Source organism: Streptomyces cahuitamycinicus, assembly GCF_002891435.1.
GTDB classification, from domain to species: Bacteria; Actinomycetota; Actinomycetes; order Streptomycetales; family Streptomycetaceae; genus Streptomyces; species Streptomyces cahuitamycinicus.
On sequence record NZ_POUC01000258.1, the window covers coordinates 1 to 11,611 of the forward strand.

Sequence of the window (11,611 nt, forward strand, 5' to 3'; positions counted from 1 at the left end):
CTGGGGGTCCCTTCTGCTCGGAGAGCTCGGGGGAGGCACCTCGCTGCGCCGAGCTGCGCGACGCCCCGGCGTCAGCACGGACGCCGGGGCGGTAAGAAGGCAGCAGCAGCTGATCAGTCCTGGTCGTCGGCGTCGTCCGCGTCGTCGTCCTGGTCGTCGTCGTGGTCCGCCGTGACCTTGCCCGACTTGAGGTCGATCTTCCAGTCCTGCTCGGCGCCGCCGGACTTGCGGGTCTCGGCCTCCCAGGACTTGTCCTTGCCGTCCTCGTCGAGACCGACGGACGTCACCACGCCCTTGCCGGCGGCGGCCTTCGCGGCCTCCTCGGCCGTCACCGAGGAGCCCTTCAGGGCGGCCCGCACCTGCGCCGTGTCGTCCTCGTCGTCGGCATGCGAACCGAGCACCTTGCCGCTGGACGGGTCGACGCTCACGGTGTGCCAGGTGGTGCCGCCGGACAGGACGTCGACCTTCCAGACCACCTTGCCGCCGTCGTCCTCGTCGTCCAGCTCGGCGGAGACGGCCGTGCCCGACGTGTGCTTCAGCGCGGAGGCGATGGCCTCGGGCGCGGTGACGTCGGAGGAGGAGACCCGAGCGGCGTCGTCGTCGCGGTCGTCCTGGTCGTCCCGGTCGCCGTCGTCCGACAGCTTCGTGTTCGCCGCCTGCCGCGCCGAGCCCTGGTCGTCTCCCGTCGTCGCGAGAGCCGTGGCCGTACCGCCTCCGATCAGAGCGGCGGCAGTCACAGCGGCGATCACGATGTTGCGCTTCATGGGGGTTCCTCCTGAGTCGTTTCGTTTGCGATGTCTTCGACTCTGGCTGACGGAGGCTGAGGGGAACCTGAAGCCCCCTGAAGTGATCTTCAGCTTCCTTTTGCGACTCTTTACGCATGCGCCTGTTGATCGTGGAGGACGAGAAGCGGCTGGCCCTGTCGCTCGCCAGGGGCCTGACGGCCGAGGGGTACGCCGTGGACGTCGTCCACGACGGACGGGAGGGGTTGCACCAGGCATCGGAGGGCACGTACGACCTGGTCATCCTCGACATCATGCTGCCCGGCCTCAACGGCTACCGGGTCTGCGCCGCCCTGCGCGCCGCCGGGCACGACGTGCCGATCCTGATGCTGACCGCCAAGGACGGCGAGTACGACGAGGCCGAGGGACTCGACACCGGTGCGGACGACTACCTGACCAAGCCGTTCTCCTACGTCGTGCTCGTCGCCCGGGTCAAGGCGCTGCTGCGGCGGCGCGGCCAGGGGGCCGGGGCTTCGCCCGTGCATGTGCACGGTGATCTGAAGGTGGACACCGCGGCCCGGCGGGTGTTTCTGGCCGAGGAGGAGATCGCCCTCACCGCCAAGGAGTTCTCGGTGCTGGAGCAGCTCGTGCTGCGGCCCGGCGAGGTGGTGTCCAAGTCCGAGATCCTGGAGCACGTCTGGGACTTCGCGTACGACGGTGATCCGAACATCGTCGAGGTGTACGTGAGCACGCTGCGGCGGAAGCTGCGCGCTGGGCTGATCCGCACCGTGCGCGGGGCCGGCTACCGGCTGGAGACGTCGCCGTGAGGCGGCTGTTCGGGTCCGTCCGGGCACGGGCCACGCTGGGAGCGACCCTCGTGGTCGCCGTGGCGCTCGTCGCGGCCGGGGCCGCCGTGCTGCTGTCCCTGCGGTCCAATCTGATCGGCGAGGCCGGCACGCAGGCGGAGCGCTCCGCGCGGGCGGTCGCCTCCGAGCTGGCCGCCGGAACGCCGTACGACAAGCTCTCCGGGCTGGACGGCGACGACGGTCCGGTGCAGGTCCTGGACGAGCACAAGCGGCTGGTCGCGGCGAGCGAGGACCTGCAGCGGATCAGCGGGACGGACAGCGGCCAGGTGAAGCCGCGGCCGGCGGCGACGCCGTCCGGGGACGATGACGACGACTCCGACGACGCGGGCGAGGCCCTGGAAGCCGGTGAGATCTCCGGGGAGAGCCTCTTCAGCAACGGGTCCGCGACGATCGACGGCGACGCGCAGGACTACCGGTTCGCGGCCGTCGAAGTGGAGACCCACGACCGGGGGCACCTCAAGGTCTACGCCGGTGCCCCGCTGGCCGCCGAGCACGGGGCCGTACGGACCGCGCTGACGGTGATGCTGATCGGGTTCCCGCTGCTGCTCGCTGTTGTCGCGGCCGTGACCTGGCTGGTCACCCGGCGGGCCCTCCGGCCGGTGGAGGGGATCCGGCGCGAGATGGCCGCGATCACCCGGTCCGAGGATCTGACCCTGCGCGTTCCGGTGCCGGACACGCACGACGAGATCGCCCGGCTCGCCAGCACCACCAACGAGACGCTCGCGGCGCTGGAGAAGTCCGTGGAGCGGCAGCGGCGGTTCGTCGCCGATGCCTCCCATGAACTGCGCAGCCCGATCGCCTCGCTGCGGACCCAGCTGGAGGTGGCCGCCGCCCACCCCGAGCTGCTGGACCTCGACGGGGCCGTGGAGGACACCGTCCGGCTGCAGCGGCTGGCGGCCGATCTGCTGCTGCTCGCCCGGCTCGACGCGGGGGAGCGGCCGAACGAGGCGAAGGTCGACCTCGCCGGGCTCGCCCGGGAGGAGGCCGAGGGTCGGACGGGCGTCACCGTGGACGCGGAGCCGGTGGAGGTGGCCGGCTCGCGGGGACAACTGGGCCGGGTGCTCGCCAATCTGCTCGACAACGCCCAGCGCCATGCCCGGTCGGCCGTCACCGTGAGCGTGCGGCGCGAGGGCGGCCTGGCCGTGGTCGCAGTGGCCGACGACGGTGACGGCGTGCCCGACGGCGACCGGGAGCGGATCTTCGAACGGTTCGTCCGGCTGGACGCCGCCCGCAGCCGCGACGACGGCGGAGCCGGGCTGGGCCTCGCCATCGCCCGGGACGTCGCCGTCCGGCACGGCGGCACGCTCACGGCCGGACGGGGACCCGCAGGCGGAGCCCTGTTCGAACTCCGCCTGCCGCTCGTCTAGCCGGAACCGCGGCTAGCCGGCTAGGGGCGCCCGCGCTGGCCGCGCAGGTGCTGCGCGATGGGCTTGAGTGCCTTGTCGAGCTCGGTCAGGGCCTCGGGGGACAGCAGGTCGATGAAGTGCCTGCGCACGGACGCCACATGGTGGGGCGCGACCTTCTGCATCGTCGCCATGCCGTGGTCGGTGAGGACCGCGTAGAGCCCCCGGCGGTCCGACTCGCAGTTCTCCCGCCGGACCAGGTTCGCGTTCTCCATGCGCGTGATCTGGTGCGAGAGGCGGCTCTTGGACTGGAGGGTGGCGGACGCGAGGTCGCTCATCCGCATCCTCTCGCCGTCGGACTCGGAGAGATTCACCAGGATCTCGTAGTCGTTCATTGTCAGGCCGAACGGCTGCAGGTCCCTCTCGAGCTGGTACGTCAACAGCCTGTTGACCTCCAGGTGGGTGCGCCAGGCGCACTGCTCCGCATCGGTCAGCCAGCGAGTGGCCGTCTCGGTCTCCATGAATGAAGTCTACCTAAAAGGTTGAAAGGCGAACTAGTGAGGGGTGGCGTGTGACGGCGTACGTCCGGCGAACAACAGTGCGCAGGCGTTCGATGTCACACTCCGCAGACTACCGCTCACAGCCCGAAGCGACGCTGGAGGTCCCCCAGCTGTCCGGGAAGACGCGGTACGCCCGACTGCCCCGCCTGGGGGCCGTGCGCCCCGCCACCGGGCACTCCGGCCTGGTGCGGAACGGCCCCCGTGGCCTGCTCCGCCATCAGGGTCTCCGAGGACTGGAGCAGCACCGTCCCGGCGCCGACGAACTCGAACTGGTGCTCCTCGCCGGAGGCCCCGCCGAGCCCCGTCAGTGCACGTAGACCGCCCATGACGCCGGTCATGTACCCGTGGTCGTAGTGGTGGCACGGGGAGGGGCAGTCGGCCCAGCCGACCAGGGCCTGAGGGTCGACGCGGATCGGGGGGTCCATGAACACCACCGGCCCGTTCGACGCTGCCACGAACTTTCCGGTTCCGATCAGGGTCAGAAAACCCGGCACGATTGATTGCTTCAGTGACAGAGTTGGCTGAAAAGCGAGGAGGTTGCCCGAGCGAATGGTCAGGTTGCCCTCGGTGAGGTCGTACGAATTGACGTCGAAGGCCCGGTCGGCGAGGAGCATCTTGCCCGAGCCCTCCGCCACGACCCAGTCGCTCGCGTGCAGTGGCGAATGGAACGACGTGCGGACCAGACGGTCCAGCCGACCGTGTCCCACGCCGTTGAAGTCGATCGAGCCGTAGTAGGCGATCATCTTCCCCTTCTGCAGGAACCACTGGCTCCCCTTGAGCTCCACGCAGAAGGTGTAGTCGTTGACCTTGTCGTCGGGCGGCAGCGTCGCCGGGTCGAAGACCACGGGGCCGGCGCCGGGGCTTTGGTACGTGCTCACAGCTTCTCCTCCGACGCCTGGACGTACACCGCACCGCTGCCGCTGAGCTCCAGCTGGAACGCCTCGCCCGAGCCGCGGCCCACCATGTCCCGCCAGCCCAGGGCCGTGGAGAGCTTGTTGCGGACGTCACCGTGGTGGGCGACGTAGGCCTGCGGGTCCACATGGACCGGCCGCTGCGGGGTGATCGGGATCTCGATGACGCCGCCGTGCGCCATGACCGCGACGGCCCCCTGCCCCTTCAGCGTCGTCGTGAACAGCCCCTGGCCACTGACCTGCCCGCGCACCATGCCCATGACTCCGCCCTGCGAGCCCAGGAACATCGTGCCCTGCTGGAGCGAGCCCTCGAAGGCCAGGAGGCGGTCCGCCTCCACGTACAGCGTGTCGCCGGTCAGCCGGATCACCTGGATGTGGTGCCCGCCGTGCCCGAACAGGACCGTGCCGCTGCCCTCCACGGTCATCAGGGGGGTGTCCTCGTCGGCGACCCGGCGGCCGATCATCGACATGATCCCGCCCTGGCCGCCCGCCGTGCTGGGCGTGAACGACACCTCGCCGCGGTACGCGAGCATCGCGCCGCGCTGACTGAACAGCCGCTGCCCCGGCGTGACCGTCGCCTCGATCATCTTCGCGTTGATCTCCCGGAAGGCCATCTCACACGTCTCCCGCGATCGTGTTCCGCTCGCTCGGCTGCACGTACACCAGCCCGTCCCCCTCGAACCGCATCTGGAAGGCCTCGCCGCCGCCCTCCCCGAGCAACGTGCGGAACGTCACACCGGACTGGAACGACTGCCGGAGGTTGCCCTGGTGCGCCACGTAGGCCCCCGGGTCGACGGTCAGCGGGTACTGCGCGCTCACCCGCAGCACCACCGCCGGGCCGTCCGACATGATCGCCGCCTGGCCGTGGCCCTCGACGGTCGTCGTGAACAGCCCGTTGCCCTGCGAGGCGCCGCGCAGGCCGGTGAACTCCGTGCCCGTGCGCAGCCCGCCGTCGGTCGCGAGCAGGTTGCTCGACTCGACGTAGAGCTTGTCGCCCTGGACGCTGACCAGGTTGATCTCGGAGGCGCGGTCCGCGAACCAGCAGGTCCCCCGGCCCTTCACCTCCATCAACGTCATCTGCTCACCGGTCAGCCGCCGGGTCACCATGCCCCGGATGCCCTCGCCGCCGCCGCTGAGCTTCTTGAAGGCCATCTCCCCGTCGTACGCGACCATCGAGCCGTTCTTCGCCTTCACGGCATCCCCGGTCATGTCGACGGCGAGCACCTTGCTGCTCTGAAGTCGGAACATCGCCACGACTGGAAGGTAGCCGCAGGCCGGGCCCCGCGGACAGGGCCCGTGGGTGGAGAAAGACCCTGACCGCACCCTCAGGGATCGCCCGGGCACAGTGGCGGACCCCGGGCCGGAGGGCCCGCGGCGGTTTGCCACAATGGGCGGGACGCTTGTGCGCGCGTTCACAAACCGCCGGACCCGTACGAGCAGACCGACCCGACCGCCGCGTTACTCCCACCGAAGGTGACCCGTGGACCTCAAGACCGCAACCGCCATCCGCCGCCTCCGCCTGGTCTCGGCGCCCGAGGCGATCTCCTTCCTCCTCCTGCTGGTCTGCTCCGTGCTGAAGCGGACCACGGACTTCAACGCCGTGCCGGTGATGGGTGCGGTGCACGGTGCGCTCTTCGTCCTGTACGTGATCTTCTGGGCCGACGCGTGGAACCGGGCGAAGTGGGACCTGAAGACCGCCGCGCTGTACTTCGTCCTCTCGGTGCTGCCCGCCGGCGGGTTCTTCGCCGAGCGCAGGCTGCGGCGTGAGGCCGAGGACGCGGTCATCGCGACGCGGGCGCGCAAGGAAGGCGTGGTGGGCGCGTGATCGTCGCCTTCTCCGTGACGCCGCTCGGTGTCGGCGAGGACGTGGGGGAGTACGTCGCCGACGCCGTGCGTGTGGTGCGTGAGTCGGGGCTGCCGAACCGTACCGACGCGATGTTCACCTCCGTCGAAGGAGAGTGGGACGAGGTCATGGACGTCGTCCGGCGCGCGGTCGCCGCGGTCGAGCGGCGGGCGCCCCGGGTCTCCCTCGTCCTCAAGGCGGACATCCGCCCCGGAGTGACGGACGGCCTCACCTCCAAGGTGGAGACCGTGGAGCGGCACCTCGCCGAGTAGCCGTCCCGGACGCCGCGGTCACGCCCGCACGGCCCGAGTGGATCCACGTGAGGTGGGCGCGGCCCCGGTCAGGTGGCGTTGCGGGCCAGCTCCAGGGCGTACCGGGGCCACCAGCGCCCGGCGGCCGGGCCGCCCTCGCAGGTTCCGTCCGACTCCCCGGGACGCTTGACCCACAGGAAGGCGTCCACGACGGGTTCGCCGGTGCCGGTCGTCGGCGGGGTGCCGAGTGCCCGGCCCGGCGGGTTGCACCAGACCCCCGGCAGGGGCCCGTTGCCGTTGCGGCTGGTGTCGACCACGAAGTGCTTGCCACCGAGGGCCTCGGCGAGCCGCACTCCGTACCGCGTTGTCACCTCGTTCGTCTGGAAGCTGGACACGTTGAGCGCGAAGCCGTCGGCCTGCTCGATCCCGGCCCGCTTCAGCGGCTCCACCAGCCGGGCCGAGTCCCGGATCCAGCCGGCGTTGCCCGCGTCCAGGTACACCTTGGTGTTGGGCTGCTGCTTGAGCCGGGCGACGGCCTCGCCCAGCAGCTGCTCGCGCTCGGCGTGGTACTCGCCCGGGGTGCAGCCGTCCACGGCGTGCGCGATCGCGTCGGGTTCCAGGACGACCAGGGCGTCGGCCTCGCCGAGGGCGTCGGCGAACTTCCCGATCCACTCCCGGTAGACAGTGCCGTCCGCCGCCCCGCCCGCCGAGTGCCCGCCGCAGTCCCGGTGCGGGATGTTGTACGCGACGAGGACCGCGGTCCTCCCCGCCCGGGTCGCGGCCGAGGCCGCCGCCTTCACCGCCGGCGCCGGGTCGCCCTCGCCCGCGGGCCACAGCGCGACCGGCTGGCCGGCGACCCGCCGGATCAGCTCGGCGTCCTGCCCGCGGCCCTGCCGCTGCCAGATCCGGGCCTGCCGGGCCGCGGGACTCCCGGGGTCAACCCAGAAGGGGGAGGGGCCGGCCGCGTAGGCGGCCCTCCCGGCGTCGCCGTCGGACGTCGTCGCGGCGCGGGACGAGCAGCCCGCGGCGAGACCGAGCACCGCGAGTGCCGCGAAGGCGTGGATCAGCCGGGACATGCCGCTCCCTGAGCAAGGTGACGTGCGGTGACGAAAGAGACGCCAATCGTTACACATGGGAATGAAGTGTTACGGAAAGGACATGACCTCCCCGAGGCCGCGCACCGGAACGGATACCGCCCGCCCGAAGGGCGAGACAGGGCTGACCACCATGTGACCGGCCGGTAGGGTCGGGTTCGTGCCGAAGCCGCTCAGTCTCTCCTTCGATCCGATCGCGCGCGCTGACGAACGCTGGAAGCAGCGCTGGGGAAACGTCCCGTCCATGGCCGCGATCACCTCGATCATGCGCGCCCAGCAGATCCTCCTCGCCGAGGTCGACGCGGTGGTCAGGCCGTACGGGCTGACGTTCGCGCGCTACGAGGCGCTGGTGCTGCTCACCTTCTCCAAGTCCGGTGAGCTGCCGATGTCCAAGATCGGCGAGCGCCTCATGGTGCACCCCACGTCCGTCACGAACACGGTGGACCGGCTGGTGAAGTCGGGCCTGGTCGGCAAACGGCCCAACCCGAACGACGGCCGCGGCACCCTCGCCAGCATCACCGACAAGGGCCGCGAGGTCGTCGAGTCGGCCACCCGTGACCTGATGGCGATGGACTTCGGGCTCGGCGCGTACGACGCGGAGGAGTGCGCGGAGATCTTCGCGATGCTGCGGCCGCTGCGCCTGTCGGCGGGCGACTTCCAGGAGGAGTGACCCGGGGCAAGATCTGCCGGAACGGGTCGTTACGCTCGACCGCATGAAAAAGAGCGTGCTGACCCGCTATCGCGTGATGGCCTACGTCACCGGCGTGCTGCTGGTCCTGCTGACCTTCGGCATGATCGGCAAGTACGTGCTCGACCTGAACGGCGCGGCCGACTTCACGCGCGTCGTCAGCATCGCGCACGGCTGGCTCTACGTCGTGTACCTGATCTTCGCCTTCGACCTGGGATCCAAGGCGAAGTGGCCGGTGGGCAAGCAGCTGTGGGTGCTGCTCGCCGGCACCGTTCCGACGGCCGCGTTCTTCGTGGAGCGCCGGATCAGCCGAGAGCTGGAGGGCCGGACCGCCGAGGACGCGCCCGCCCCCGCCAAGGCGTAGCCGGGCGCAGGCACCCCGCCGCACGCACGCGTGCGGCGGTCGTTCTCACCCGTTCGCCAGGTCGCTCCCGTCAGCCGTCGACATTTACTAGGGCGTCCAAGTAAATTCGAGGGTATGGACGCTGACGCCATCGAGGAGGGCCGCCGTCGCTGGCAGGCCCGGTACGACGCCGCTCGCAAGCGCGAGGCCGCCGGGGGCCCCGGGGTGAAGCCCCCGAGGGATTGGACACGTACCACGCTGTCGGGCGACCCCGTGGAGCCGGTGTACGGTCCACGGCCCGGTGACACCTACGCCGGTTTCGACCGGATCGGCTGGCCGGGGGAGTACCCCTTCACCCGCGGCCTGTACGCGACCGGCTACCGAGGGCGCACCTGGACCATCCGGCAGTTCGCCGGGTTCGGGAACGCCGAGCAGACCAACGAGCGCTACAAGACGATCCTCCGCAACGGCGGAGGCGGGCTCTCCGTCGCCTTCGACATGCCGACGCTCATGGGCCGCGACTCCGACGACCCCCGCTCGCTGGGCGAGGTCGGGCACTGCGGGGTCGCCATCGACTCGGCGGCCGACATGGAGGTCCTGTTCAAGGACATCCCGCTGGGCGACGTCACGACGTCGATGACCATCAGCGGCCCGGCCGTCCCCGTCTTCTGCATGTACCTGGTCGCCGCCGAACGGCAGGGAGTCGACCCGTCCGTCCTCAACGGCACGCTCCAGACGGACATCTTCAAGGAGTACATCGCGCAGAAGGAGTGGCTCTTCCGGCCCGAACCGCATCTGCGGCTCATCGGCGACCTCATGGAGTACTGCGCGGCCGGCATCCCCGCGTACAAGCCGCTGTCCGTCTCCGGCTACCACATCCGCGAGGCCGGGTCGACGGCCGCGCAGGAGCTGGCGTACACGCTGGCGGACGGCTTCGGGTACGTGGAGCTGGGCCTGTCGCGCGGGCTGGACGTGGACGTCTTCGCCCCCGGCCTGTCCTTCTTCTTCGACGCGCACGTCGACTTCTTCGAGGAGATCGCCAAGTTCCGCGCGGCGCGGCGGATCTGGGCCCGCTGGATGCGCGACGTCTACGGCGCGAAGTCCGATAAGGCCCAATGGCTGCGCTTCCACACGCAGACGGCGGGCGTCTCCCTCACCGCGCAGCAGCCGTACAACAACGTCGTACGCACCGCCGTGGAGGCCCTGGCGGCCGTACTGGGCGGCACGAACTCGCTGCACACCAACGCGCTCGACGAGACCCTCGCCCTGCCGAGCGAGCAGGCCGCGGAGATCGCGCTGCGCACGCAGCAGGTGCTGATGGAGGAGACCGGTGTCGCCAACGTGGCCGACCCGCTGGGCGGTTCCTGGTACGTCGAGCAGCTGACCGACCGCATCGAGGCGGACGCCGAGAAGATCTTCGAGCAGATCAAGGAGCGGGGGCTGCGGGCGCACCCCGACGGGCAGCACCCCATCGGCCCGATCACCTCCGGCATTCTGCGCGGCATCGAGGACGGCTGGTTCACCGGGGAGATCGCCGAGTCGGCGTTCCGGTACCAGCAGGCGTTGGAGAAGGGCGACAAGAAGGTCGTCGGCGTGAACTCCCACGACGGATCGGTCACCGGGGACCTGGAGATCCTGCGGGTCAGCCACGAGGTGGAGCGCGAGCAGGTCCGGGCGCTGGGCGGGCGCAGGACGGTCCGTGACGACGCCGCGGTGCGCACCGCGCTGGACGCCATGCTGGCCGCCGCCCGGAGCGGCGCCAACATGATCGAGCCGATGCTGGACGCGGTGCGGGCGGAGGCGACGCTCGGGGAGATCTGCGGTGTGCTGCGGGACGAGTGGGGGGTGTACACCGAGCCCGCCGGGTTCTGAGCGGCGGCCGCCAGGACCGGGGTGACGTCGCCGGTCACGTCACCGCGAGCGGGGCCACCGTCGATGGGCAGGTGCGAGGCTCAGCCGTCGACCGGGTGTGCGGTTCAGCCGTCGACCGGCGTGCCGGCTCAGCCGTCGGCCGGGTGCGCGGCCTCTCCGGCCAGTCCTCGCAGCAGCACGCCGGTGAAGCGGTGGACCCACTCCTCGTCCGCCGGTTCCGCGCTCACAAGGGTGCGGTGGACCACCGCACCCGCCACCATGTCGAAGATCAGGTCGACCGTGCGGGCGGACGAGGCGGGGTCCGGTTCGGCGGGGAGTTCGCCGCGGGCCTGGGCCCGCGCGCGGCCCTCCAGGACCAGCCGCTTCTGGCGGTCGACGACCGACGCCCGGATGCGTTCCCGCAGGGCCTCGTCCCGGGTGGCTTCCGCCACCACCGCCATCAGACCGCTCCTCGCCTCCGGAAGAGCCAGGATCGAGGCGAACTGGAGGACCACGCCCTCGATGTCGGCGGCCAGGGAACCGCGGTCGAAGAGTTCCAGCTCGTCGAAGAGTTCCGCGACCGCGTCGACGACCAGTTCGTTCTTGCCCGCCCAGCGGCGGTAGAGGGTGGTCTTCGCAACCCCGGCGCGCGTCGCGACGTCCCCCAGGGTGAGTTTGGACCAGCCCAGTTCCACCAGAGCCTCGCGTGTCGCGGCCAGGATCGCGGCGTCCGCCGTGGCGCTGCGCGGGCGCCCCGTCCGGCTGGCTGGGCTGCGGCTCTGCATCTCACGACCATAGACCCGGCGCTTCCCGTGCGGCCGTGAGGGAGATCACCGGGGGGTGGTGTCCCGGCGCCCCGGCGGGGTATTACGCTACGACGCGTAGCGAAAGCCCGTGACGGACGTACACGGGCTTCGGCAACACCCGGCGTGGGGTGGGGACCCGGCGCCGAAAGGCACCGGACCGGCCTGGCTTTCACACCGTTTTTCACACGCGCGCGCAAGACGGGGGAGGATAGGCGCATGCAGCCACGGAACATGTCCATGAGCGGAGTCGTCGACCTCGCCGCGGTGAAGGCGGCCCAGGAGGCCAAGGCGAAGGCGGAGCAGGCGCGGGCGCAGTCCGCCCGGGAGGGCGGG

At 70.9% G+C, this 11,611-nt stretch carries 14 protein-coding genes; 7 read left to right on the forward strand and 7 right to left on the reverse strand.

All coding sequences use genetic code 11. The features are described 5' to 3' along the window. Positions 1 to 113: 113 nt before the first annotated feature. A complete protein-coding gene (locus C1J00_RS28145; RefSeq protein ID WP_102911814.1) occupies positions 114 to 764 on the reverse strand; it encodes a PepSY domain-containing protein in 651 nt (216 codons plus the stop codon). Between the two features lie 116 nt (positions 765 to 880). On the opposite strand from C1J00_RS28145, the gene C1J00_RS28150 reads away from it, so the two are divergent. Continuing rightward, complete coding sequence (locus C1J00_RS28150) at positions 881 to 1,549, forward strand: response regulator transcription factor (RefSeq protein ID WP_102911815.1); 669 nt, start codon at positions 881 to 883, stop codon at positions 1,547 to 1,549. Then, positions 1,546 to 2,955, forward strand: coding sequence for an ATP-binding protein (locus C1J00_RS28155; protein ID WP_102911816.1), 1,410 nt, complete (start codon positions 1,546 to 1,548; stop codon positions 2,953 to 2,955). Before C1J00_RS28150 ends, C1J00_RS28155 begins: the two co-directional genes overlap by 4 nt. A 20-nt stretch (positions 2,956 to 2,975) precedes the next feature. Here C1J00_RS28155 and C1J00_RS28160 read toward each other — a convergent pair whose 3' ends face one another. The 4 genes from C1J00_RS28160 to C1J00_RS28175 form a co-directional block, all read right to left on the reverse strand. After that, complete coding sequence (locus C1J00_RS28160; RefSeq protein ID WP_102911817.1) at positions 2,976 to 3,452, reverse strand: MarR family winged helix-turn-helix transcriptional regulator; 477 nt, start codon at positions 3,450 to 3,452, stop codon at positions 2,976 to 2,978. Positions 3,453 to 3,568: 116 nt separating this feature from the next. After that, on the reverse strand, positions 3,569 to 4,369 hold the full coding sequence (locus C1J00_RS28165) for an AIM24 family protein (protein WP_102911818.1): 801 nt from the start codon (positions 4,367 to 4,369) through the stop codon (positions 3,569 to 3,571). Further along, complete coding sequence (locus C1J00_RS28170) at positions 4,366 to 5,016, reverse strand: AIM24 family protein (protein ID WP_102911819.1); 651 nt, start codon at positions 5,014 to 5,016, stop codon at positions 4,366 to 4,368. Before C1J00_RS28170 ends, C1J00_RS28165 begins: the two co-directional genes overlap by 4 nt. Position 5,017: 1 nt before the next feature. Continuing rightward, positions 5,018 to 5,650: an AIM24 family protein gene (locus C1J00_RS28175; RefSeq protein ID WP_102911820.1), complete on the reverse strand. Its 633-nt coding sequence runs from the start codon at positions 5,648 to 5,650 to the stop codon at positions 5,018 to 5,020. Positions 5,651 to 5,882: 232 nt separating this feature from the next. Between C1J00_RS28175 and C1J00_RS28180 the strand changes: the two genes are divergently transcribed. Then, positions 5,883 to 6,227, forward strand: coding sequence for a DUF3817 domain-containing protein (locus tag C1J00_RS28180; protein WP_102911821.1), 345 nt, complete (start codon positions 5,883 to 5,885; stop codon positions 6,225 to 6,227). Continuing rightward, positions 6,224 to 6,517, forward strand: coding sequence for an MTH1187 family thiamine-binding protein (locus C1J00_RS28185; protein WP_030854324.1), 294 nt, complete (start codon positions 6,224 to 6,226; stop codon positions 6,515 to 6,517). Before C1J00_RS28180 ends, C1J00_RS28185 begins: the two co-directional genes overlap by 4 nt. A gap of 68 nt (positions 6,518 to 6,585) precedes the next feature. On the opposite strand, the gene C1J00_RS28190 is transcribed toward C1J00_RS28185, so the two are convergent. Beyond that, positions 6,586 to 7,572: a glycoside hydrolase family 6 protein gene (locus C1J00_RS28190; RefSeq protein ID WP_102911822.1), complete on the reverse strand. Its 987-nt coding sequence runs from the start codon at positions 7,570 to 7,572 to the stop codon at positions 6,586 to 6,588. Positions 7,573 to 7,750: 178 nt separating this feature from the next. On the opposite strand from C1J00_RS28190, the gene C1J00_RS28195 reads away from it, so the two are divergent. From C1J00_RS28195 to icmA, 3 genes are all read left to right on the forward strand, one after another. Then, a complete protein-coding gene (locus C1J00_RS28195) occupies positions 7,751 to 8,260 on the forward strand; it encodes a MarR family winged helix-turn-helix transcriptional regulator (protein ID WP_102911823.1) in 510 nt (169 codons plus the stop codon). Positions 8,261 to 8,303: 43 nt separating this feature from the next. Beyond that, complete coding sequence (locus C1J00_RS28200; protein WP_102911824.1) at positions 8,304 to 8,642, forward strand: DUF3817 domain-containing protein; 339 nt, start codon at positions 8,304 to 8,306, stop codon at positions 8,640 to 8,642. A gap of 114 nt (positions 8,643 to 8,756) precedes the next feature. Continuing rightward, positions 8,757 to 10,493, forward strand: a complete 1,737-nt coding sequence (gene icmA / locus C1J00_RS28205; RefSeq protein ID WP_102911825.1) for a coenzyme B12-dependent isobutyryl-CoA mutase large subunit — start codon at positions 8,757 to 8,759, stop codon at positions 10,491 to 10,493. 128 nt (positions 10,494 to 10,621) lie between these two features. Here the strand turns inward: icmA and C1J00_RS28210 are convergent, their stop codons facing one another. Then, the gene (locus C1J00_RS28210) at positions 10,622 to 11,257 is read right to left on the reverse strand and encodes a TetR/AcrR family transcriptional regulator (RefSeq protein ID WP_102911826.1); all 636 of its coding nucleotides are present in this window, start codon (positions 11,255 to 11,257) and stop codon (positions 10,622 to 10,624) included. Positions 11,258 to 11,611 lie beyond the last annotated feature (354 nt).